This window comes from Enterobacter cloacae complex sp. SYL003 (assembly GCF_049236925.1).
Classification (GTDB): Bacteria; Pseudomonadota; Gammaproteobacteria; order Enterobacterales; family Enterobacteriaceae; genus Enterobacter; species Enterobacter intestinihominis.
The window spans coordinates 149,340-172,875 of record NZ_JBMKJK010000008.1 but is presented as its reverse complement, the minus strand read 5'-3'; the positions used below and the strand labels follow the sequence as shown (position 1 = coordinate 172,875).

At 55.3% G+C, this 23,536-nt stretch carries 23 protein-coding genes and 1 other RNA gene; 12 read left to right on the top strand and 12 right to left on the bottom strand.

The window, feature by feature from the left end; genetic code table 11:
- Positions 1 to 62: 62 nt before the first annotated feature.
- The 10 genes from exuR (at position 63) to ACOT1A_RS12575 (ending at position 5,948) form a co-directional block, all read left to right on the top strand.
- Positions 63 to 839: a transcriptional regulator ExuR gene (gene exuR, locus ACOT1A_RS12620; protein ID WP_023298695.1), complete on the top strand. Its 777-nt coding sequence runs from the start codon at positions 63 to 65 to the stop codon at positions 837 to 839.
- 341 nt (positions 840 to 1,180) lie between these two features.
- Positions 1,181 to 1,843, top strand: a complete 663-nt coding sequence (yqjA, locus tag ACOT1A_RS12615) for a DedA family general envelope maintenance protein YqjA (protein WP_022649475.1) — start codon at positions 1,181 to 1,183, stop codon at positions 1,841 to 1,843.
- 2 nt (positions 1,844 to 1,845) lie between these two features.
- Positions 1,846 to 2,229, top strand: coding sequence for an EnvZ/OmpR regulon moderator MzrA (gene mzrA, locus ACOT1A_RS12610; RefSeq protein WP_058677050.1), 384 nt, complete (start codon positions 1,846 to 1,848; stop codon positions 2,227 to 2,229).
- 143 nt (positions 2,230 to 2,372) lie between these two features.
- A complete protein-coding gene (locus ACOT1A_RS12605) occupies positions 2,373 to 2,741 on the top strand; it encodes a DUF1090 domain-containing protein (protein ID WP_017382428.1) in 369 nt (122 codons plus the stop codon).
- A gap of 29 nt (positions 2,742 to 2,770) precedes the next feature.
- Entirely contained in the window at positions 2,771 to 3,076 is a 306-nt protein-coding gene (locus tag ACOT1A_RS12600) for a DUF883 family protein (RefSeq protein ID WP_008503141.1), read from the top strand.
- A gap of 2 nt (positions 3,077 to 3,078) precedes the next feature.
- Positions 3,079 to 3,477 (top strand): phage holin family protein, encoded by a 399-nt coding sequence (locus tag ACOT1A_RS12595; RefSeq protein ID WP_003862647.1) that lies wholly within the window; start codon positions 3,079 to 3,081, stop codon positions 3,475 to 3,477.
- The gene (locus ACOT1A_RS12590; RefSeq protein ID WP_022649477.1) at positions 3,474 to 3,770 is read left to right on the top strand and encodes a YqjK-like family protein; all 297 of its coding nucleotides are present in this window, start codon (positions 3,474 to 3,476) and stop codon (positions 3,768 to 3,770) included. The genes ACOT1A_RS12595 and ACOT1A_RS12590 overlap by 4 nt, the downstream gene beginning before the upstream one ends.
- Before the next feature lie 254 nt (positions 3,771 to 4,024).
- Positions 4,025 to 4,417, top strand: coding sequence for a DoxX family protein (locus ACOT1A_RS12585; RefSeq protein WP_006812075.1), 393 nt, complete (start codon positions 4,025 to 4,027; stop codon positions 4,415 to 4,417).
- A 72-nt stretch (positions 4,418 to 4,489) separates the two neighbouring features.
- On the top strand, positions 4,490 to 5,476 hold the full coding sequence (locus ACOT1A_RS12580; RefSeq protein WP_023298697.1) for a glutathione S-transferase family protein: 987 nt from the start codon (positions 4,490 to 4,492) through the stop codon (positions 5,474 to 5,476).
- Between the two features lie 106 nt (positions 5,477 to 5,582).
- Positions 5,583 to 5,948: a DUF805 domain-containing protein gene (locus tag ACOT1A_RS12575; RefSeq protein WP_022649479.1), complete on the top strand. Its 366-nt coding sequence runs from the start codon at positions 5,583 to 5,585 to the stop codon at positions 5,946 to 5,948.
- Between the two features lie 47 nt (positions 5,949 to 5,995).
- Here ACOT1A_RS12575 and yhaJ read toward each other — a convergent pair whose 3' ends face one another.
- Complete coding sequence (gene yhaJ / locus ACOT1A_RS12570; protein WP_022649480.1) at positions 5,996 to 6,898, bottom strand: DNA-binding transcriptional regulator YhaJ; 903 nt, start codon at positions 6,896 to 6,898, stop codon at positions 5,996 to 5,998.
- A 104-nt stretch (positions 6,899 to 7,002) separates the two neighbouring features.
- Here yhaJ and ACOT1A_RS12565 point away from each other — a divergent pair, with 104 nt between their 5' ends.
- Positions 7,003 to 7,704 (top strand): pirin family protein, encoded by a 702-nt coding sequence (locus tag ACOT1A_RS12565; protein ID WP_022649481.1) that lies wholly within the window; start codon positions 7,003 to 7,005, stop codon positions 7,702 to 7,704.
- Between the two features lie 94 nt (positions 7,705 to 7,798).
- Here ACOT1A_RS12565 and ACOT1A_RS12560 read toward each other — a convergent pair whose 3' ends face one another.
- The 11 genes from ACOT1A_RS12560 to garL form a co-directional block, all read right to left on the bottom strand.
- Entirely contained in the window at positions 7,799 to 9,100 is a 1,302-nt protein-coding gene (locus ACOT1A_RS12560; RefSeq protein WP_276170030.1) for a serine dehydratase subunit alpha family protein, read from the bottom strand.
- Positions 9,101 to 9,120: 20 nt separating this feature from the next.
- On the bottom strand, positions 9,121 to 10,452 hold the full coding sequence (locus ACOT1A_RS12555) for a hypothetical protein (RefSeq protein WP_276170029.1): 1,332 nt from the start codon (positions 10,450 to 10,452) through the stop codon (positions 9,121 to 9,123).
- Positions 10,453 to 10,726: 274 nt separating this feature from the next.
- Complete coding sequence (gene pflB / locus ACOT1A_RS12550; RefSeq protein ID WP_276170028.1) at positions 10,727 to 13,021, bottom strand: formate C-acetyltransferase; 2,295 nt, start codon at positions 13,019 to 13,021, stop codon at positions 10,727 to 10,729.
- Positions 13,022 to 13,036: 15 nt separating this feature from the next.
- Entirely contained in the window at positions 13,037 to 14,245 is a 1,209-nt protein-coding gene (gene tdcD / locus ACOT1A_RS12545; RefSeq protein WP_058677046.1) for a propionate kinase, read from the bottom strand.
- Between the two features lie 30 nt (positions 14,246 to 14,275).
- Entirely contained in the window at positions 14,276 to 15,607 is a 1,332-nt protein-coding gene (tdcC, locus tag ACOT1A_RS12540; RefSeq protein ID WP_276170027.1) for a threonine/serine transporter TdcC, read from the bottom strand.
- 9 nt (positions 15,608 to 15,616) lie between these two features.
- Positions 15,617 to 16,606, bottom strand: coding sequence for a bifunctional threonine ammonia-lyase/L-serine ammonia-lyase TdcB (tdcB, locus tag ACOT1A_RS12535; RefSeq protein WP_023298701.1), 990 nt, complete (start codon positions 16,604 to 16,606; stop codon positions 15,617 to 15,619).
- Between the two features lie 96 nt (positions 16,607 to 16,702).
- A complete protein-coding gene (gene tdcA, locus ACOT1A_RS12530) occupies positions 16,703 to 17,623 on the bottom strand; it encodes a transcriptional regulator TdcA (RefSeq protein WP_023298702.1) in 921 nt (306 codons plus the stop codon).
- 672 nt (positions 17,624 to 18,295) lie between these two features.
- An RNA gene (gene rnpB, locus ACOT1A_RS12525) (RNase P RNA component class A) lies at positions 18,296 to 18,672 on the bottom strand.
- A gap of 32 nt (positions 18,673 to 18,704) precedes the next feature.
- Positions 18,705 to 19,850 carry a glycerate 2-kinase gene (garK, locus tag ACOT1A_RS12520; RefSeq protein ID WP_022649489.1) on the bottom strand — a complete coding sequence of 382 codons (1,146 nt, stop codon included), beginning with the start codon at positions 19,848 to 19,850 and terminating at the stop codon, positions 18,705 to 18,707.
- Between the two features lie 56 nt (positions 19,851 to 19,906).
- Positions 19,907 to 20,797, bottom strand: coding sequence for a 2-hydroxy-3-oxopropionate reductase (gene garR / locus ACOT1A_RS12515; RefSeq protein WP_022649490.1), 891 nt, complete (start codon positions 20,795 to 20,797; stop codon positions 19,907 to 19,909).
- Positions 20,798 to 20,818: 21 nt separating this feature from the next.
- A complete protein-coding gene (gene garL, locus ACOT1A_RS12510) occupies positions 20,819 to 21,589 on the bottom strand; it encodes a 2-dehydro-3-deoxyglucarate aldolase (RefSeq protein ID WP_003862676.1) in 771 nt (256 codons plus the stop codon).
- A gap of 367 nt (positions 21,590 to 21,956) precedes the next feature.
- Between garL and garD the strand changes: the two genes are divergently transcribed.
- Positions 21,957 to 23,528: a galactarate dehydratase gene (garD, locus tag ACOT1A_RS12505; protein WP_276170026.1), complete on the top strand. Its 1,572-nt coding sequence runs from the start codon at positions 21,957 to 21,959 to the stop codon at positions 23,526 to 23,528.
- The last annotated feature ends 8 nt before the right edge of the window (positions 23,529 to 23,536 follow it).

Below are 23,536 nucleotides of genomic sequence, written 5' to 3'. Positions count from 1 at the left end.
CTGGAGAGTGGCAAGCAAAAGTGGTATAACAAATCATTCGCCGTACCCTGCCTGGAGCGCATATGGAAATCACCGAATCACGTCGTTTATATCAACAACTTGCCGCCGAGCTGAAAGATCGCATCGAGCAAGGGGTCTATCTTGTCGGTGATAAACTTCCCGCTGAGCGTTTTATTGCGGATGAAAAAAGCGTCAGCCGCACGGTGGTCCGCGAAGCCATCATCATGCTGGAAGTTGAAGGGTATGTTGAGGTACGCAAAGGTTCCGGTATTCACGTGATTTCCAGCCAGGCGAAACACTCCCCCACGCCGGACGAAAGTCTGGAATTTGCCAGCTACGGTCCCTTTGAGCTTCTCCAGGCTCGCCAGCTGATTGAAAGCAATATCGCAGAATTCGCAGCGACGCAGGTCACCAAGCAGGACATCATGAAGCTGATGGAAATCCAGGATCATGCGCGTAAAGAAAAATGTTTCCGCGATTCCGAATGGGACCTGCAATTCCACGTCCAGGTCGCCCTTGCGACTCAAAACACAGCGCTGGCGGCAATCGTTGAAAAAATGTGGACTCAGCGCGTTCACAACCCGTACTGGAAGAAACTGCACGATCACATTGATTCCCGCACGGTAGATAACTGGTGTGACGACCACGACCAGATTCTTAAGGCCCTGATTCGTAAAGATCCGCATGCGGCGAAACTGGCAATGTGGCAGCATCTGGAGAACACTAAACAGATGCTTTTTAATGAAACGAGTGATGACTTTGAATTTAACGCTGACCGCTATCTTTTTGCTGATAATCCGGTGGTTCACCTCGATACCGCGACCAATGTCGCAAAATAACCTCCTGAACTGCTGGCAGGCGCACCGCCGCGCCTTCCGGCCAGACAGGGTAAGAAAACCTCTATAGTGTCAGCCTTTGTAAAATCTCTCGCTCCCCTCCGTGGCTTACGCCAAAATCGTGTTTCCCCTCAAATTCTGTGACGCAGAACGTCGGGCTTTGTTACAATTGGATTCACTTCGTTATTTTGTAAGTTAGTGCTTGCTAACCAGCCAATTAACAGGGAACAGTGTTGGCCACACATCATTGTGTCCGCGAGCGACCATAATGAAATCATAACAATGTCGCCGTGCTGTTTTCCCGAATGACAGGCGTGACGTTAACCGATTTCCAGGAACACTGAATGGAACTTTTGACCCAACTACTGAACGCCCTCTGGGCTCAGGATTTCGAAACGCTGGCCAACCCGTCCATGATTGGCATGCTCTACTTTGTGTTATTTATGATCCTGTTCCTTGAGAACGGTTTGCTGCCTGCTGCCTTTTTACCGGGCGACAGCCTGCTGGTGCTGGTTGGGGTGCTCTGTGCAAAAGGGGCGATGGCTTTCCCACAAACGGTTCTGCTGTTGACCATTGCCGCCAGCCTGGGTTGCTGGGTGAGTTATATTCAGGGGCGATGGCTCGGCAACACGCGAATCGTTCAGAACTGGCTTTCGCATCTTCCGGCACATTATCACCAGCGAGCGCACCACCTTTTCCATAAGCACGGGCTCTCCGCCTTGCTGATTGGCCGCTTTATCGCATTCGTACGCACCCTGCTGCCGACCATTGCGGGCTTGTCCGGCTTGAGCAGCGCGCGCTTCCAGTTCTTTAACTGGATGAGCGGCCTGCTGTGGGTTCTGATCCTGACCACGCTCGGCTACGCGCTCGGTAAAACGCCGGTCTTTATGAAATATGAAGACCAGCTGATGTCTTGCCTGATGCTGCTGCCCGTCGTCCTGCTGGTGTTTGGCCTGGTCGGTTCACTGGTCGTACTGTGGAAAAAGAAATACGGAGCCAGGGGTTAACGATGGTTATCTCCCCGCTCGCGCTGCGCCGCTTCTCTTACGCCATCGTCGCGCTAATGATGTTCAGCGCTCTCATCCTGCTATGGTCTGCCCTACAGCACCAGGAGTCGACGCTGACTATCCGTCCTGTGAGTCAAGGAACCAGCGTGCCGGATGGTTTTTCCATCTGGCATCATCTGGATGCTAACGGGATCCGCTTTAAGAGCATCACGCCGCAAGACGATGTGCTGCTGATAAAATTTGACTCCAGTGCGCAAAGCGCCGCGGCGAAAGCGGTGCTGGACCGCACGTTGCCGCAGGGTTACATCATCGCGCAACAGGATGATGACAGCCACGTAACCTCCTGGATGTCACGGTTACGCGACACGTCGCATCGATTTGGCTAACGACTAATATTCCGAATATTTTCACCCACTTTGGTGAAACTCCCGTTTACTTACTATGCTTAAGTACGCGGAGCACCCCTCAGATGTTCTCCGCATAGTTCTGGAACACGGCTTACGCCGTAACACAATGGAAGGTTTCTATAATGAAATACCGCATCACCCTGGCTCTGGCCCTTTTTTCTTTAAGCACAGCTTCCTTCGCTATGTCTCTTTGTCAGGAGAAAGAACAGGATATTCAACGCGAAATCAGTTATGCCGAAAAGCATAACAATCAGCACCGGATCGACGGACTGAAAAAAGCGCTGAGCGAAGTGAAAGACAATTGTACGGACAGCAAGCTGCGTGCCGATCATCAGGAAAAAATCGCTGAACAGAAGGACGAGATAGCCGAGCGCCGTCAAGACCTGCAAGAAGCGAAAGAGAAAGGTGATGCGGAAAAAATTGCCAAGCGCGAGAGGAAGTTGCAAGAGGCGCAGGACGAACTGAAAGCGCTGGAAGCTCGCGATTATTGAGTTAACGGAAATCTCAACAGGAGAGAATCATGTCAAAAGATACAACTTCAGAACATCTGCGCGCTGAGCTGAAATCCCTGGCGGACACCCTGGAAGAGGTGCTGAACTCTTCTGCCGATAAATCGAAAGAAGAAGTCAGCAAACTGCGCAGCAAAGCGGAGCAGGCACTGAAAGAGAGCCGTTACCGTCTGGGTGAAACCGGTGATGCACTGGCGAAACAGACCCGCGAAGCGGCTGCGCGCGCAGACGAATATGTACGTGACAATCCATGGACAGGCGTTGGTATTGGTGCCGCAGTGGGTGTGGTGCTGGGTGTCCTGCTGACGCGTCGTTGATTATGGAAGATCCACGTCACGCACAAGGGCCTGCTAAAAACGTCCTCGGCATCGGCCAGCGTATTCTTACGACGCTGGTCGGGATTGCCGAAACGCGCGTCCGGCTTGCGGTAGTGGAACTGGAAGAGGAGAAAGCCAATCTCTTCCAGATGCTGCTCATGCTTGGGCTTACGATGCTCTTTGCCGCGTTTGGTCTGATGAGCCTGATGGTGTTAATCATCTGGGCTATCGATCCACAGTATCGACTGAACGCGATGATTGCGACTACCGTGGTTCTGCTGGTGGCGGCGCTGATAGGCGGTATCTGGACCCTGCATAAAGCGCGCACGTCGACCTTCCTGCGCCATACGCGCCAGGAGCTGGCCAACGACCGCGCCCTGCTGGAGGATGATAAGTCGTGAGCGACAAAGCCGAACGTCAAAAGCGGAAAGCGTATCTGCTGAGCCAGATCCAGCAGCAGCGGCTGGATCTGTCCGCCAGCCGTCGCGACTGGCTGGAGCTGACCCAGCGTTACGATCGCGGCTGGAATACTCTTCTGAGCCTGCGTTCGTGGGCGCTGGTGGGTAGCAGCGTGATGGCGATCTGGACGATTCGTCATCCAAACATGCTGATTCGCTGGGCACGCCGTGGCTTTGGTGTCTGGAGCGCATGGCGTCTGGTGAAAGCAACGATTCGTCAGCAGCAGCTGCGCTAGCCTTCTCGCCGGGTGGCACTGCGCTTACCCGGCCTACGGTAAAAAAGTAGGCCGGGTAAGGCGTAGCCGTCACCCGGCAAAATCTCTCTATGCTCCCTTACTCAATATCTTTGAAAAAGATTGACAGTTTTCCTTGCTAACAATTGCCATCCGCCCCGTTTACACTCCTCTCCATCGACAGCAAAGACGCGGTATCTACCCGAATTTGCACGCAAATAACGTTTAGCCGCTGATGTGGTTTCCTGGAGAGTAAAATGAAAAAATTAGAAGATGTTGGTGTATTGGTAGCGCGTATTCTGATGCCTGTGCTGTTCATCACCGCAGGCTGGGGCAAAATTACCGGCTATGCGGGCACTCAGCAGTATATGGAAGCGATGGGCGTGCCGGGTTTCCTGCTGCCACTGACCATCCTGCTTGAGTTCGGCGGCGGCCTGGCAGTGCTGTTCGGTTTCCTGACCCGCACCACGGCGCTGTTCACCGCAGGCTTTACCCTGCTGACCGCGTTCATCTTCCACAGCAACTTTGCGGAAGGCGTGAACTCCCTGATGTTCATGAAAAACCTGACCATCGCGGGTGGCTTCCTGCTGCTGGCTATCACGGGTCCGGGCGCCTACAGCATCGACCGTCTTCTGAATAAGAAGTGGTAAGCACGCTATACTGATTAAATTCAAAGCGAGGAGACATCTCCTCGCTTTTGCTATCTGACGGAGGAGTAAAAAATGGGACAACTCGTAGACGGCGTCTGGCAGGATGTCTGGTATGACACCAAATCCACCGGTGGACGCTTTAAGCGCTCTGTTTCGGCCTTCCGTAACTGGCTGACCGCCGACGGCGCACCCGGCCCGAGTGGCGAAGGGGGCTTTGCGGCGGAGAAAGATCGTTATCATCTGTATGTTTCTCTCGCCTGTCCGTGGGCGCACCGTACGCTGATTGTGCGCAAACTTAAAGGTCTCGAATCGCTAATTCCGGTTTCGGTGGTCAACCCGCTGATGCTGGAAAACGGCTGGACGTTCGACAGTGACTTCCCGGCCGCGACGGGTGATGAGCTTTATCATCACGATTTCCTGTATCAGCTCTATCTGCGCGCCGATCCGCACTACACCGGACGCGTAACGGTGCCTGTGCTGTGGGACAAGAAAAACCAGACGATCGTCAGCAATGAATCCGCTGAAATCATTCGCATGTTCAATACCGCGTTTGACGCGCACGGCGCCCGCGCCGGGGATTACTATCCGGTTGAGCTGCGCGAGAAAATTGACGAGCTGAACGGCTGGATCTACGACAACGTCAACAACGGCGTCTATAAAGCCGGTTTTGCCACCAGTCAGGAAGCGTACGACGAAGCGGTCGGCAACGTGTTTGGATCCCTGGAACGTCTGGAGCAGATCCTCGGCCAGCATCGTTATTTAGCGGGCGATCGCCTCACCGAAGCAGACATCCGCCTGTGGACGACGCTGATCCGCTTCGATCCGGTGTATGTCACCCACTTCAAGTGCGACAAGCATCGCATTAGCGATTATCTGAACCTGCACGGTTTCCTGCGCGACATCTATCAGATGCCGGGTATTGCGGAGACGGTCAATTTTGACCATATTCGCACCCATTATTTCCGCAGTCATAAGACCATCAACCCAACGGGCATTATCTCCATTGGTCCGTGGCAGGATCTGGATGAACCACACGGGCGCGACGTGCGTTTCGGATAATTATTTAGGGAATCAATTGATTCCCTTTTTTAATTCACGGCATACATCTATCCTTACCTCGATCGCTTAGAAAACAAGTGATTGACTGACTAAGAGGCAAGGAAAAATGGACTGGTATTTAAAAGTACTGCGCAACTACGTTGGATTTGGTGGCCGTGCCCGCCGTAAAGAGTACTGGATGTTCGTTCTGGTGAACTTCGTCCTGATTATGGTGCTGGGTATTGTGGACAAAATCCTCGGCTGGGAACGCGAGGGGGGCGAAGGCATTCTCACCACCATTTATGGTGTGTTGGTTCTGCTGCCTTCATGGGCCGTACTGTTTCGTCGTCTTCACGACACCGATCGTTCGGCGTGGTGGCTGCTGTTGCTGTTGATCCCGCTTATCGGCTGGATCGTGATTTTGATTTTCAACTGTCAGAGCGGAACGCCGGGAGAAAACCGCTTTGGTCCGGATCCGAAGATCTGCGCATAAAAAAAAGCCCGGTGGCGCTTCGCTTACCGGGCCTACAAATTACGATTTTATTTATTATATTGCGTGAAAAGCTTCGGAATTTCACGCAAACACCACGATTTGGCTTCGCCCATGCTGTCACGACGCCACGCCATAATAATATCCACTTCACTGGTGTATTCCGGGCTGACAACGCGCAGTCGTCCCTCTGCAATGTCCTTTTCGACGAACGGATACGGCATGGTCGCCACGCCCAGCCCCGCCAGCAGCGCCTGACGCTTATCTTCCAGCGACGTCACCGTCAGACGCGGCTGTTTATCCAGCAACTGCACCGTTAACACCGGGCGCTCGCGCGCGGTATCCGCCACCGCCACGCCGCGGTATTTCACGCGCGTGACCTCAGAGAGCGGTTCCGGCTCCTGATGGATCGGGTGACCCGGCGCAGCGACGTAGACGTTCATCACGCTGTACAGTTTGCGCGAGTTAATTTCTGACGATGAGCGGAAATGCATATCCGGCGCAATGACGATATCCGCCCTGCCCGTCTCAAGACGCTCCCACGCCCCGGCCAGTACCTCGGTGATGATCGACAGCTGGGTATTGGCTTTCGCGGCCAGTCTGTCCACCAGCGGGAACAGCGCCTCGGTGGGCACCAGCGCTTCGGTCACTAACGTCAGATGGGTTTCCCAGCCGCGGGCCAGCGCTTCGGCATCGGTCGTCAGTTTATCCGCCGCTTCCAGCAATACGCGGCCGCGCTCCAGCAGCATCCGCCCAACGTTGGTGAATTTTGTTCGATGACCAGAGCGATCGAAGAGCACAACATCCAGCTCCTCCTCCAGCTTTTGCATGGTATAGCTCAGCGCAGACGGAACGCGCCCCAGTTCATCTGCCGCCGCGGCAAAACTGCCGCGCCTGTCAATCGCGTCCATGACGCGAAGCGCCTCAAGCGTCAATGCTCTCTCTTTAGCCATCTCGTTCTCATTCAGGAAATTTGAACATACCGGGCAGAATATCTGGCTAACATTGCAGCGTCCATACCTTTACCATTGATTTAGTGTAAAGAGAGGTCAAGTTTATGATTACGACAAGAACAGCGAAACAGTGTGGACAAGCCGATTTCGGTTGGTTGCAGGCCCGCTACACCTTTTCCTTTGGACACTACTTTGACCCTAAACTTCTCGGTTACGCTTCACTGCGCGTATTGAACCAGGAAGTGCTCGCCCCGGGCGCGTCCTTCCAGCCGCGCACGTACCCGAAAGTCGATATCCTGAACCTGATCCTGGAAGGCGAGGCAGAATACCGCGATAGCGAGGGCAATCATGTCCAGGCGAAGGCTGGCGAGGCGCTGTTAATTTCCACGCAGCCGGGTATTAGCTATAGCGAGCATAACCTCAGCAAAGACAAAACGCTGACCCGCATGCAGCTGTGGCTGGATGCCTGTCCGGAGCGGGAAAATCCGCTGGTGCAAAAAATCGATCTGAAGGGCGATAAACAGCAGCTGATTGCCTCGCCAGACGGCAGCAAAGGCAGCCTGCAGCTGCGCCAGCAGGTGTGGCTGCATCATATCGAGCTGAAAAAAGGTGAACAGGCAAGCTTCCAGCTTCATGGTCCGCGCGCCTATCTGCAGTCCATTCACGGTACGGTGCATGCGGTGACGCACGCGGAAGAGAAAGAGGCGCTCACCTGCGGCGACGGCGCGTTTATTCGTGATGAAGCGAATATCACCCTGGTGGCGGATACGCCGCTGCGCGCGCTGCTGATTGATTTACCGGTTTAACCCCCCCCTCACCCTAGCCCTCTCCCCAAAGGGGAGAGGGAACGATCGAGCCCCTCGCCCCTATGGGGAGAGGGATTGGGGTGAGGGGAAATTTTTACACCTTACTCGCCATAATCTCAATAATCTGCCGGTCCGTTGCCTGCATCGAGCGGCACGCCAGCGCGCACAGGTTCGCGATCGACTGCTCCACGTCGTGCGCCACAATCCCCTCATTACCCGTCACGGCAGTATCATCCAACGCCATCATCACGGCTTTCCAGGCGCTGGTGACGCTGGTCGAGACCTTCATTGCGCAACTGTTAGACGCCCCGTCACAGATCATCCCACTGACGTCGCCGATCATACTGCCGATCGCCATGGAAATTGTCTGGTAAGAACCGCCCATCAGCCACGCCATCCCCGCCGCAGCCCCCATTCCGGCTGTTGTCGCCGCACACAGCGCGGACAAGCGCGGAAGCTGGTAATGGATATAGATCGCCGACAGGTGCGAGAGCATCAGCGCCCGCGCCAGCCGTTCGTCATCGGCCTGAACGTGCTCAGCCACCACCACCACCGGCATGGTGGCGGTGATGCCCTGATTCCCGGAACCCGAGTTGCTCATCGCCGGCAGCGTCGCGCCTCCCATGCGGGCATCCGAGGCTGCGCTGGTGCGGATAATAATGTCTGAACCCAGATCCTGCGCCATCCAGCCGCGTGCGCGCTGTTTATTGAGCGTCGCGCCAATATGCAGCCCCCAGTTGCCACGCAAACCTTCGCGGGAGAGCGCATCGTTCAGCCGCCCCGCATCGAGGATAAAGCGGATCGCGTCAAACGGCACCTGCTCTACAAACTCAAGGATCTGCGACAGCGTGGTGGTCGAGAGTACCGCCAGCGGATCGTCGTTGTTCTGGCTCTGACGATCGTCAAGCCTGAAGCGCGTTTCGCCCTGACAAACTACCTCCACCACGCGAGTGTGCCCGCCGGCGATGGTCACCATCGCCGAGGATTCACCGACGTAAACGCAGGCACGTGAATAGAGGATCTCCTCGCACGGCTCCTGCAATTTCACCTGCACCAGACCTGCGTTTAGCAGTGCTTTGGCGCGCGTTAGCGCCTCGGCCGACGCGTCTTTCAACACCTCCAGCCCGGCGTGTGCATTACCGCCTGTCGCCCCCAGCGCGGCCGCGATGGGTAAACCGACCATACCGGTGCCGGGCACCGTTACGCCAAGCCCGTTTTTCATCAGGTTCGGCGATACCCAGGCCTCGATACGCGTCACCTCGCCGTCAAGCTGTCCGGCAGCCATCGCGCACGCCAGCGCCAGCGAGACGGGTTCGGTACAGCCCAGCGCAGGCTTTACCTCTTCCTGCACCGCGCGAATAAAATGGTTCCATAAAGGATTAATTTGCTCAGACATCGTTACGACCTTATTTAACCTCATGAGAAGGCGAGGAAAGGAGAAACACAAAGCAGCAGCCCGTTAATCACAATAATCACCAGCGATACGCCTTTATATTTATGAAGTGCGGGCACTTTGTAGACCAGCCACGCCGGAATTAAGCAGCCCACCATCCCGAAAATAGGGCTACAGATGGAAGTGAAGCTCAGCACCGGCGCGTTTAACACAATCGCGCTCCAGGCCAGCAGGATGGCGAACAGCATAATCCCGCGCTGGACGGCATTTTCATTGATTTTCTCCGCCGGCATTTTGCGGCGCAGGATGTTCATCACAATGCCCTGCGTCGCCTCACGAAAGCCGAGATAGACGCCAAAGAACGCGGTCATCACAGCGAAAATATTGAGGATTACGCTGACGATTTTGACCCAGCCCGCGCCGTCACCGCTGATAAACTGTGCTGCGATTGCCAGGGCGGAAATATTCTGCTCATAGGCTTTTACCGCCTCGTCGTGCCCCATCGCCAGGGTGAAGGAGACAGCGTAGAAAAAGACCGTCACAAACAGCACGCTAAAGGCGATATTCATTGCCCGCAGCGCTTTATGCCGCGCCACCTCAACGGATTTTTCCCTTGAACGATAGGAAATCACCATCGGGCTTAATGTCTGAATAAACAGAATGGAGGTTAAGGTGAAAGGCAGCGTAATAATGGCGTTTTTAATCAGCAGCCCCATTGGCGGCAGCATGCCGACGTTGGCTAAATGCCAGAGGCCAATCATCGAAAGCCCCAGCGCCGCCACCACAAATAATTTGGTCAGCACCATCAGGCTGGAGACTTTAAACAGCAGCTTTTCACCGCGCGACGAAATGGCGACCAGAATGCAGATCAGGAATAAGCCGTAGAACGGATTTTCCGACAGCAAACCGTCGGTTACGCCGAAGGTGTGTAAATAGGATGCGCTGTCGTTGGTAATGGCCGTCGAATAGACAAACATCCAGATCACCAGCATCACGAAATAAAGTGCACCCAATAAGATGCCCCAGTTTTTGCCTAAATATCCGCTAATAACGCTCGGATAGTCTTTACATTCCGGTGATTCCGCCAGCGTATTAATAAACAGGCGCTGGAACAGGTACATGGCCGGATAACCAATTATCGACGAGAGTAAAAATACCCATAGCCCCATTAATCCAACCTGCACCGGAAGAAAAACAATGCCCGCGCCGATAGCCATCCCAATACTCATGATGACCCAGCCCGTATCGGTGCTGTCGAATTTAATCGCCTCTCGCCATTCGCTTTCGCTCATTCCCGCCCGCCTTGCCGCAGGGGAATCACTCACAATCACACTGCTGTTTGTTGCCATATTCATTGGGCACTCGCTTATTTTGTAGGGTAACGATTTGTTTTTATAAGGTTCCGATCGCCAGCGATTGCGAGTCAGAGGGTGCAGGTGTGAGTTATTGGTATGGGGAGATCATATCCGGAGCGCGGGAGAAAAAAGTCACAACTTTTATAGGGATTTCCTTAGGCGAGAGGAAAATATTACTTCGGGATAGCAGAAAAGAGAGCGAGTTTTCTAAAATTGACGGTGTTCACAAAATTAAAAGCCTCCTCATCTGAGGAGGCTGAAGATGGGGCCTGTGTTAGATCGCCTGCGTAAACGTCCTCGAAACCACGTCCTGCTGCTGCTCGCGCGTCAGAGCGTTAAACCGCACCGCATAGCCTGAAACGCGGATCGTCAGGTTCGGATAGTTCTCCGGATGGGCGATGGCATCCAGCAGCATCTCCCGGTTCATCACGTTGACGTTCAGGTGCTGCCCGCCCTCGATGGTCGCTTCGTGGTGGAAGTACCCGTCCAGCAGCCCGACAAGGTTGGTTTTGCGCACCAGCTCGTCCTTGCCCAGTGCCTGCGGCACGATGGAGAAGGTGTAGGAGATCCCGTCTTTGGCATAGGTGAACGGCAGCTTGGCGACCGAGGTCAACGACGCCACCGCTCCTTTTCTGTCGCGCCCGTGCATCGGGTTGGCGCCAGGCGCAAACGGTGTACCGCCGCGACGTCCGTCCGGCGTGTTGCCGGTCTTCTGCCCGTAAACCACATTGGAGGTGATGGTCAGAATCGACTGCGTCGGCACGGCGTTGCGGTACGTCGGCAGCGCCTGGATTTTCTTCATAAAGCGCTCAACCAGATCGCAGGCGATACTGTCCACGCGATCGTCGTTGTTGCCGTATTGCGGATAGTCGCCTTCGATGACGAAATCGACCGCCAGACCGGTGTGGTCGCGCACCGGTTTTACCGTGGCGTACTTGATGGCCGACAGGGAATCCGCCGCCACCGACAGCCCGGCAATGCCACAGGCCATGGTGCGGTAAACGTCCCGGTCGTGCAGCGCCATCAGCGAGGCTTCGTAGCTGTATTTATCATGCATGTAGTGAATGAGATTCAGCGCACTGATGTACTGCACTGCCAGCCAGTCCATGAAGTGATCGAGGCTCGCCATTACGGTGTCGTAATCCAGTACCTCATCCAGCAGCGGCTCGGTTTTCGGCCCCACCTGGATCTTCAGCTTCTCATCCACCCCGCCGTTAATCGCGTACAGCAGCGTTTTCGCCAGGTTGGCGCGTGCGCCGAAGAACTGCATCTGCTTGCCGATCACCATCGGACTGACGCAGCAGGCAATGGCGTAGTCGTCGCTGTTAAAGTCGGCACGCATCAGATCGTCGTTCTCGTATTGCAGCGAGGAGGTGACGATCGAGACCTGCGCGGCGTATTTCTTGAACGCGATCGGCAGCTGTTCGGACCAGAGGATCGTCAGGTTTGGCTCCGGCGCAGGCCCCATGGTGTGCAGGGTATGCAGATAGCGGAAGCTGTTTTTGGTCACCAGCGTACGGCCATTCAGCCCCATGCCGCCGATCACTTCCGTGGCCCAGATCGGATCGCCGGAGAAGAGCGTGTCGAACTCCGGCGTGCGCAGGAAGCGCACCATGCGGATCTTCATGATGAAGTGGTCGATCAGCTCCTGGGCCTGCACCTCGTTCAGCCTTCCTGCCTGCATGTCGCGTTCAATGTAGATATCGAGGAACGAGGCCGTGCGCCCCAGCGACATCGCCCCGCCGTTTTGGGATTTCACTGCGGCAAGGTAGGCAAAGTAGACCCACTGCACCGCTTCCTGCGCATTCATCGCCGGACGTGAAATATCAAAGCCATAGTTCGCCGCCATCTGCTGGATCTGGAGCAACGCACGTTTATGCTCCGCCAGCTCCTCGCGCAGGCGGATCGTGGCCTCCAGATCGTCTCCGCGCTCCAGTTTCCCCTGGAGATCGGCGAACTGAAGTTCACGCTCGCGCACCAGATAGCTGATGCCGTATAGCGCCACGCGGCGGTAGTCGCCGATGATGCGTCCACGCCCGTAGCCGTCCGGCAAACCGGTGAGCACGCCGGATTTTCGGCAGCGCATCATCTCCGGGGAGTAAACGTCAAACACGCCCTGGTTGTGGGTTTTACGCAGATCGGTGAAGAGATATTCAAACTGCGGATCCATCTCGCGACCGTAGGCTTCGAACGAGCTGCGGATCATATTGATCCCGCCGTACGGATGCAGGGCCCGCTTGAGCGGCTTGTCGGTTTGCAGGCCGACGATCGTCTCCAGCTCCTGGTCAATATAGCCCGGCCCGTGCGCGGTAATGGTGGTGGCGATGTTGGTGTCAAAATCCACCGGAGCGTGGGTGGCATTCTCCTGGCGAATGCCGACCATCACCTTCTGCCACAGCGCCGTCGTTGCTGGCGTCGCCTGCGCGAGGAAAGCTTCATCGCCTTCATAAGGGGTGTAGTTATGCTGAATAAAATCGCGCACGTTAACGGCGTTTTTCCATTCTTCACCGCGAAACCCGGCCCATGCGTCGCTGTAAGGCGCGACGCCCGTATCGATTGTTACTTTCATCAGATTCTCGCTTTATCAGGCGTAAGCCGCAGCCGGGGTGACCTTCCCAAGACGGAGGGCATCCAGCGCGATCATTTTTTCTTCATTGGTAGGGATCACCGCGCAGGCCGCGCGGGACGACTCGGTGGAGATCACGCGCTCGCCCGCGCTGCCCGGCAGGGCATTTTTGGACTCGTCGAGGATGATGCCAAACACCTTCAGATGCTCCACCACCAGCGCGCGGATAAGCACGGAGTTCTCACCGATCCCGCCGGTAAACACCACGCCATCCAGACGGTGCAGGGATGCGGCATGACCGGCGATATGCCGCGCTATGCGGTGGACAAAGGTCTTTATCGCCAGCCGCGCCCGCTCGTTGCCGTCATGCCAGGCTTTCTCCAGCACGCGCAAATCGGAGGAGATGCCGGAGATCCCCAGCAGCCCGGACTCTTTGTTGACCACGCGCTCCAGATCCTCGAACGACTGGCCGGTCTGCCGGGCAATCCACGCCATCGCGCCAAAATCTACGTCGCCACAGCGTGTGCCCATCACCAGTCCTTCAAGCGGCGTCATCCCCATGGACGTGTCCACGCTTCTGCCGTTACGCACCGCGCAAATGGACGCCCCGTTGCCGAGATGGGCAATCACCAGGCCGCTGTCTTCGACGGAGAGCCCGAGAAGCGCGTGCGCCTGCGCCGCCACGTAGCGGTGAGAGGTGCCGTGGAAGCCGTAGCGGCGCACGCCCAGCTCTTCAAAATAGCGGTACGGCAAGCCGTACAGATACGCCTGCGGCGCCATGGTCTGGTGGAAGCTGGTATCAAATACCGCCACCTGCTGCACCCCGGGGAAGAGTCGCTCTGCGGCTTCCACGCCGCTCAGGTTAGCGTAGTTATGCAGCGGCGCCAGCGGGGAGACCTGGCGGATCTGCTCCATCACCTCTTCCGTGATCAGGGTCGACTCGCTGAAGAGATCGCCGCCGTGGGCAATGCGATGGCCAATCAAAGCCACGCTGCCCATCAGGTCGCGCTTCTCCAGCTCCAGGGCGATGGCGGCCAGCGCCCCTTCGTAGTCCTGATGAGCCAGTCTGACTGGCTCACCCCCATTCACGGAAATAAAGGCTTTTTCTGTGTTGATGCCGTCCGCAATGCCCGTCAGCAGGGCATCGCAGCCTGCGGCGTCCAGCACCGAAAACTTAACAGAGGACGATCCGCAGTTAATGACCAGTACTACCGGAAACTCAATCATGGTATGGCTCCGCTCTTCCTGAGCTTTGGTTTAAAACAGTTTGTACACGATGTTCAGAATGGTCAGCAGGCCGACCACGGTTACGAAGATGTTCTCGGTCCGGCCTTTGTATTTCGCCAGCGCCGGTGCTTTGCGGATGGCGTACATCGGCAGCAGGCACAGCAGAGAGGCGATAATTGGCGCGCCCATGGCTTCAATAAGGTCCAGAATGTTCGGGTTGGCATAGGCCACAATCCAGGTGGAGCCCATGATGAAGACCATGCTGATGGTGTTCAGCTTGCCCACGGAGATGTTCTTCTTGTCGCCCTTGTAGCCGAACTTAACGATCAGGCCGTTCAGCCCCTCCAGCGTGCCCAGGTAGTGACCGAAGAAGGATTTAAAGATAGCGACCAGCGCGATGATGGACGCGCCGTACTCCAGCACCGTGGCGAACGTGGATTTACTGCCTGACATCGACGCAAAGTGGTTCGCCAGGTAAGAGAGCACCGGAATGTTCTGCGCTTTGGCGTCCGCCATGTTCTGCGGAGAGAGCGTAAACAGGCAGCTAAAGGCGAAGAACATCACCACCGCCACCATCAGCAGGCTGGCGCGACCGATGATTTTGGAACATTTCTGCTCGGTGAATTCTTTACCAAACTCCGGCTCGTACTCTTCGCGCTTGGAGACCACAAACGAGGAGACGATAGGCGAGAAGTTGAAGGAGAAGACCATAATGGAAATCCCCAGCCACACCGTGACAAGAATGCCGTCATGACCGGTGAAGGCAATATCGCTCAGGTTAACCTGGTCGATCACCGCTGAGTTCCAGTACGGGATCAGCGAGAGAGAAATCAGCACCAGGCTGGCGATGAACGGGAACACCAGGTAGCTCATCACCTTCACCATCAGGTCTTTACCGAACCAGATCACAAAGGCCATCAGCAGCAGCAGGAACAGCGCTACCACGCCGCGGTTCAGGGCAGGCATCTGGAGCTGGTTTTCCCAGAAGGTCATAAAGGTGTTGGTAATGGTGACGCCGTAAATCCACAGCAGCGGGCAAATAGCAAAGAAGTAGAGGAAGGTGATCACCACCCCGCCGGTCTTACCAAAATGCTCCTCCACCGTTTCGGTGATGTTGCCGGAGACGTTACTGCCGGACAAACACAGACGCGCCAGCGCGCGGTGGCAGTAAAACGCAATCGGGAACGCGAGTACCAGCATCAGCAGGATAGGGATCAGGCCGCCAAAGCCTGCACGGATAGGGAAGAACAGCACGCCTGCGCCAATGGCGGTACCAAACAGGCCGAGCGTCCAGGTGGTATCCGATTTACGCCAGGAGGACGTTTTTGTCTGGCCAACGATAATGCTTTCTGTGTTGCTCATAGGTCACCTTTATGCGTCAACGAAGCCGGTAATTTGGGAAACACGGGAGAGATCAATATTGCCACCGGAAATAATGCAGACGGTTTTACGGCCCTGAATATAGTGGTCCAGCTTGCCGCTTAATAACGCCGCGCACGCCAGCGCGCCAGCACCTTCCGTAACCACTTTATTTCGCTGAATAAGCGCGATCATGCTGTTGCGAATCTCGTCTTCGCTGACCAGCACAATGTCGTCAACCAGTTCACGAACGATTTCGAAGGTTAAATTACCCGGGCGAGACACGTCGCAGCCGTCCGCTAATGTGCCGGTAATGCGGTGGTTCGTTATTTCACCGGTCTGATACGACGCCGCCATTCCGTGCACGTTTTCAGACTGCACGCCGATAATATTGATAGTTGGGTTGATGGATTTAATTGCTGTCGCAATACCGGCAATTAAACCACCGCCGCCGATGGGAACAATCACGTTATCCACGTCGTATAAATCTTCGAGGATTTCCAGGCCGATGGTGCCCTGACCGGCGATCACTTTCGGATCGTCGTAAGGCGGGATAAATATGCGCCCTTCCATCTCGACGATTTCGCTCACTTTGGCGATAGTATCGTTAAAGTTCTCGCCGTGCAGCACCACTTCGGCGGAGTAGTCGCGCGTGGCGGCCACCTTGGATTTCGGCGCGCCCATAGGCATTACCACTTTGCCGTCGATGCCGAGCATGGCGCAGGAGAGCGACACCCCCTGCGCGTGGTTCCCTGCGGAACAGGCAACCACGCCCTTGCGTTTTTCCGCATCGGTCAGCGAGCTTAATTTATTAAACGCCCCACGTATTTTAAACGAACCGGTACGCTGCATATTTTCAAATTTCAGGAATATCTCACCCTTACACCGTTCGCTCAGATAATTTGAGCGCGGCATACCGGTTTTATAGATCTTTCCCGCCAGTCTTTTTCTGGCGTCCTGAATATCGTCAATGGTCACCGGGAGATCGTAAGTAATGTGCATAATATCCTCGTTATAATAATTCATTGTTTTCAGGCAAAGTCAGGGTATCAGAGCGTTAAAAATCGTCGCTCCGGGTATTTTAAATCATCATTATTTCTATCGTCGTTTTTCGATATTCATCGACGAATATTGTTTTGCCAGTTCAACTAATACTGACGCCGATTTTTTAATACTGTAATTTTTTGACCACACGGCAGCATAACGCGCCACAGGTAATGCATCTTCCACCGGCAGGACAATAAACTGGTCCGAGCCGAATGGCGCAATCATGTCACGGGGGATCACCGTCAGGTAATCGGCATTGAGAACAAGGTTATAGATGGTGACGACGGAATCGGTCTGGACGATGTTTTCAATGCTGATGTGGTTATCTTGCAGGGTGGTCAGGAGTTCATTGTAGTAGCCCATATCGGTTTGCGGCATCACCCACTGCTCGTGCGTGAGCGATGCCAGTCTGGTCGGGCCGGTGCACGTTCGTGATTTACTCGCCACCAGCACAAACTCAGATTCAAAGAGTGGCTCAACGTGAAGATCCTGGAGCAACATCCCGTCGCTCAGCGTGCCGATGGCGAAATCCAGCCGGCCATCGCGAATGGCGGGCAGGAATGAAGAGAGCTGCGCTTCATACATTGAGACGCGCGCCTTCGGGAACACTTCCTTGAATTTTTTGATCATCCCGGACAGGAAGGTGAAGCCAATCAGCGACGGATAGCCGAAGGAGACGTCCATGACGGTACTGAAACTGAGGCTGTTGATCTCGCTCACCATGTTTTTCATTTCGCGGGTGATCGACTCAGCGTAGGACAGCAGCACCTGACCGGCGGCAGTGAGTTTTACGCCGGTGTTTTTACGCACCATCACTTCCACCCCAAAGTAAGATTCGATGTCGCTGATGATTTTGCTGACGGCAGGTTGCGTCAGCCCCAGTTGTCTTGCAGCAGAACCTATAGAGCCACTTTTGATGACTTCCTGAAATACCACGAGGTGCTGTGTTTTCGGTAGAATAATAGTATTCATAATATTCTGCGCTTATTTCCCTATGACGCAGCGGATTCTACCCAATATTGTTTCAGGGGGTATGTGCTGTTACTCACAATTTGCCAGGATGCCCTTTTTACAACCACATTTAAAATCGATTTATAATCTTATTATTCAAACAGTTAGATAGCTAAAAATACGCAATTACGCTGATATTGATCAACAAAATCCGCGGTAATAAATTTATTTTATGGCAATAACCGGCATGAATTTTTTTGCCTTAACAATATTAATAAAGACTATCTTTCAGGCAATTAAAGGTTAATAAACCATCATTATTCTTTTAAAACATTTTTGTGGTTTATCAACTTTATCAGGAATATTTTCTCAGCTTCCGGTTAAAGAGTGGGATATATCACACATTCACCAGAAGAATGTTTTTAGATTCAATATTAAATTATCAAATGAATAACATTCAGCATCACTGAGTCAACATTCACAACATCTGCTCAACACTAAAATTTTCTAATTTTATAGCGTTAAATTTTGTGATTACGATCATGCACAGCAGATGAAAGGAACGCATAATCGGTAAAGCAGTGAAATGTGCTTAGCGTCGCAAAATTGAGAATTGATGTCGTTTGGCGCTTCGCTGACCCGGCATGCAACCTTCAGAAAACAAAAACCCCGCCGAAGCGGGGTTTCGTAAGAAGTTGAAGCTGACCGATAAGCCGGGTTCTGTCGTGGACAGTCATTCATCTAGGCCAGCAATCGCTCACTGGCTCAAGCAGCCTACCCGGGTTCAGTACGGGCCGTACCATGTGAACCCCTATTTGGCCTTGCTCCGGGTGGAGTTTACCGTGCCACGGACTGTTACCAGCCGCGCGGTGCGCTCTTACCGCACCCTTTCACCCTTACCTGATCCCGCTTACGCGGGCCATCGGCGGTTTGCTCTCTGTTGCACTGGTCGTGGGTTTCCCCCCCAGGCGTTACCTGGCACCCTGCCCTGTGGAGCCCGGACTTTCCTCCCCTCCGCCCGTCTCCCCCGAAAGGGACGACGACGAAGCGGCGACTGTCTGGTCAGCTTCGGCGCGCAGTATAGAGGGTTTGCGCGCCGCTGTCACCCCTGGCTACGCATGCCTACCTGCAATGTGGCCGCGATATTGCGCGAGGCGCGGTAAATGTTGTCGTACGCTCCCTGGAACGCCTCTTCCAGTGAACCGATGCGGGTCAGTACGCTGAACACCGCGTCGATGCCGTACTGATGCACCACACCCACATCCTGCGTCAGACTTCCGGCAATCCCTATCACCGGCTTATGGTATTTTTTGGCGACGCTCGCCACGCCGACGGGCACTTTGCCATTAATGCTCTGGCTGTCGATGCGCCCTTCTCCTGTCAGCACCCACGTGCAGTCGTGAATATGTTCTTCAAGATTGAGCGCCTGAGTGACAATCTCAATGCCGCTTTTCAGCTCAGCGCCCAGGAAGGCCATCAACGCCGCGCCCATGCCGCCCGCCGCTCCTGCCCCCGGAACCGGGTTGACGTCAATGCGCAGGGATTTTTTGATCACGTTGGCGTAGTGGCTAAGACTGGCGTCGAGTTCGAGGATCATCTCCTCCGTGGCGCCTTTTTGCGGGCCAAAGATACGCGACGCGCCGCTTTCACCGACCAGCGGATTCGTCACGTCACAGGCGACGCGGATTGCGCACCCCTGAAGACGCGGATCAAGATCAGAAATATCAATACGGTTCAGCGCCATCAGGCTGCCGCCGCCGTAGCCGATCTCCGTCCCGTTCGCATCCGTAAACCTCGCGCCCAGCGCCTGCATCATACCCGCGCCCCCATCGTTGGTTGCGCTCCCGCCGATACCTATAATGATGTTGCGCGCGCCTTTATCCAGCGCGCGGAGGATCAGCTCCCCCGTCCCGCGCGACGTCGTGACCAGCGGGTTACGCTGCGCGGGAGGAACAAGTACCAGGCCGCTGGCGGCGGCCATCTCGATAAACGCGGTGGTACCGTCGCCCGAGATCCCCCAGCTGGCCTTCACCTTTTCCCCTAACGGGCCGGTGACGACAGCCTGCTGCCAGGTGCCCTGCGTCGCGGCGATCATCGCTTCAACCGTACCTTCTCCGCCGTCAGCAACGGGAACAGACACGTAATGAGCGTCGGGGAAAATTTCCCGAAATCCTTTTTCTATCGCCTGCGCCACCTCAGTGGCAGACAGGCTTTCTTTATAAGAGTCTGGCGCGATTACGATTTTCATAGTTGTATGCCTGAGCCGTAGGCCCGGTAAGCGTAACGCCACCGGGCGGGACGTCATTAGCGAGCAATTTCAACCTTCGCCAGCTTTTCGTAATAGCACGCTAACGCGCTGTGATCGGCGGTGCCCAGACCGTCCGCACGCAGCGCCTGCATCATCTCCATGACGGCGGCAGTCAGCGGCAACTGCGCGCCCACGCCGTGGGAGGTATCCAGCGCATTCGCCAGATCTTTAATGTGCAGATCGATGCGGAAGCCCGGCTTGAAGTTACGATCCATCACCATCGGTGCCTTGGCATCCAGCACGGTGCTGCCCGCAAGACCACCGCGAATGGCCTGATAGACCAGATCCGGATTAACGCCCGCTTTGGTGGCCAGCGTCAGTGCTTCGGACATGGCCGCGATGTTCAACGCCACAATCACCTGGTTTGCCAGCTTGGTGACGTTGCCTGCGCCAATTTCACCGGTATGCACCACGGAGCCAGCCATGGCTTTCATCAGGTCGTAGTATTTGTCGAACACGGCTTTATCGCCCCCCACCATCACCGACAGAGTACCGTCGATGGCTTTCGGTTCGCCGCCGCTGACCGGCGCATCCAGCATCTCCACGCCTTTCGCTTTCAGCGCCTCACTGATTTCGCGGCTCGCCAGCGGCGCGATAGAACTCATGTCGATCACCACCAGACCCGGCTTCGCGCCGTCGATAATGCCGTTCTCACCCAGCGCCACCTCTTTCACGTGCGGGGAGTTTGGCAGCATGGTGATAATGACATCGCACTGCTCGGCGATCGCTTTTGCAGTTGTCGCCGTTTCTGCGCCAGCCGCAATCACTTCTGCCACCGCGTCTGAATTACGATCTAAAACCACCAGTGAGTAACCTGCTTTGATGAGGTTTTTGCTCATTGGTTTGCCCATGATACCCAGGCCAATAAAACCCACTTTCAGCGTCATAATCTGTTTCCTCAATGATGGTTATTTTTTAAAAGCGTCCGCTAATTTCTGCGTGGCGGCGCGGAATACGCCGAGGTCGCTGCCGACGGCGACAAACGTTGCGCCCCACTCCAGGTAGCGGCGGGCATCAGCTTCCACCGGCGCCAGAATGCCGCACGGTTTACCGTGCGCTTTGGCACGGGCAAAAATGTGCTGGATTGCCCGCTGCACGTCCGGGTGGCTGGCGTTGCCCAGATGACCAAAGGCGGCCGCCAGATCGCTCGGGCCGACGAAAATACCGTCGACACCTTCGGTCGCGGCAATGGCGTCGACGTTATCGACCCCCTGCTGGCTCTCGATCTGAACCAGAATGGTGATGTTCTTGTTGGACTGGGCGAAATAGTCCGGCACGGTGCCAAACATGTTGGCGCGGTGCGAGACAGACACGCCGCGGATCCCTTCCGGCGGATAGCGGGTGGCAGCTACGGCCAGCACCGCTTCTTCTTCCGTTTCAACAAACGGGATCAGGAAGTTGTAGAAGCCGATATCCAGCAGACGCTTGATGATCACCGGCTCGTTGGTAGGTACACGCACCACCGGCGCGCTGTGGCTGCCTTTCAGCGCCATCAGCTGCGGAATAAACGTGTTGATATCGTTTGGCGCATGTTCGCCGTCCAGCACCAGCCAGTCGAATCCGGCCAGGCCCAGCACTTCGGTGCTGATGGGGTTGGCCAGCGCAGACCAGCAGCCAATCTGAATCTGATGCGCCGCAAGGGCCGCTTTAAATTTATTCGGGAAGATGTCGTTACTCATTACGTATACCTTTTTTAATTCCGCAGTTTTAGCCAGTAGCTTTTCTTATTTATTCCGACTCAGCGTCAGCGTTATATTTATTTTCCTGACTGAATTTTGGCTTTATAAAATCGTCATTCAGTATAATCGTCACCACCCGGCAGCACATTGTCTCAATGCTCAATTATCCAACGGGGTTAGCACGCTATTTTGAGCATATGCCCAATGCAGTGGGCGCTGATGCACAGAATCAACGATTAGTGTTTCGGGAGCGATCGCGATCACATTCTCACTTTTCCTCTCCTGACATTCTTTATTTCCTCAATAAGAAACGATTAACCATCTGGCTATATTTAGTATCAGATATTTTGCTGGAGATGAGTGAACAATGGCCGATATTGAAATTCGACAGGCGTCGCCGACGGCGTTCTATATAAAAGTGCACGATACCGATAACGTGGCGATTATTGTCAACGACAATGGCTTAAAAGCGGGTACCCGGTTCCCGGACGGGCTGGAGCTGATTGAGCACATTCCGCAGGGGCATAAAGTCGCACTGGTCGATATCCCGGCGCAGGGCGAAATCGTGCGCTACGGCGAAGTCATCGGCTATGCGGTGCGCGCTATCCCGCAGGGTAGCTGGATTGAGGAGTCGCTGGTTGAGCTGCCCACCGCCCCGCCGCTGGAGACGTTGCCGCTGGCTACCCGCGTCCCTGAGCCGTTACCTCCGCTGGAGGGTTATACCTTCGAAGGTTACCGCAACGCGGATGGCAGCGTGGGAACCAAAAACCTGCTTGGCATCACCACCAGCGTGCATTGCGTGGCGGGTGTCGTGGATTACGTGGTGAAAATTATTGAGCGCGATCTGCTGCCGAAATACCCCAACGTTGACGGCGTGGTGGGTCTTAACCACCTGTACGGCTGCGGCGTGGCGATCAACGCGCCCGCAGCGGTCGTGCCGATCCGCACGATCCACAATATCGCCCTTAACCCGAACTTTGGCGGCGAGGTGATGGTGATTGGCCTCGGCTGTGAAAAATTGCAGCCAGAACGCCTGTTGCAGGGTACTGAGGATGTGAAAGCCATTCCGGTTGACGAGGCCAGTATTGTGCGTCTTCAGGATGAACACCATGTCGGCTTCAGATCGATGGTCGACGACATTTTACAGGTGGCAGAGCGCCATCTGGAGAAGCTGAACAAACGCCAGCGTGAAACCTGCCCGGCCTCTGAACTGGTGGTTGGGACACAGTGTGGCGGCAGCGATGCGTTTTCCGGCGTCACCGCTAACCCGGCGGTAGGTTATGCCTCCGATCTGTTCGTGCGCTGCGGCGCCACGGTGATGTTCTCTGAAGTCACCGAAGTGCGTGATGCTATCCACCTGCTCACGCCGCGCGCCGTCAACGAAGAGGTGGGCAAACGCCTGCTGGAAGAGATGGCCTGGTACGATAACTATCTCGACATGGGCAAAACCGACCGCAGCGCCAACCCGTCGCCGGGTAACAAGAAAGGCGGCCTGGCGAACGTGGTGGAAAAGGCCCTCGGGTCGATTGCCAAATCCGGCCAGAGCGCGATTGTGGAAGTGCTCTCACCTGGCCAGCGACCAACCAAACGCGGTCTGATCTACGCGGCAACGCCTGCCAGTGATTTCGTGTGCGGCACCCAGCAGGTAGCATCCGGCATTACGGTACAGGTCTTTACCACCGGACGCGGCACGCCGTACGGCCTGATGGCGGTACCGGTGATCAAAATGGCGACCCGCACCGAGCTGGCAAACCGCTGGTATGACTTAATGGATATCAACGCGGGCACCATCGCCACCGGGGATGAGAGTATTGAAGAGGTGGGCTGGAAGCTGTTCCACTTCATTCTGGATGTGGCAAGCGGGCGGAAGAAAACCTTCTCCGATCAATGGGGATTGCATAACTCGCTGGCGGTGTTTAACCCGGCACCGGTGACGTGATGGCCCCT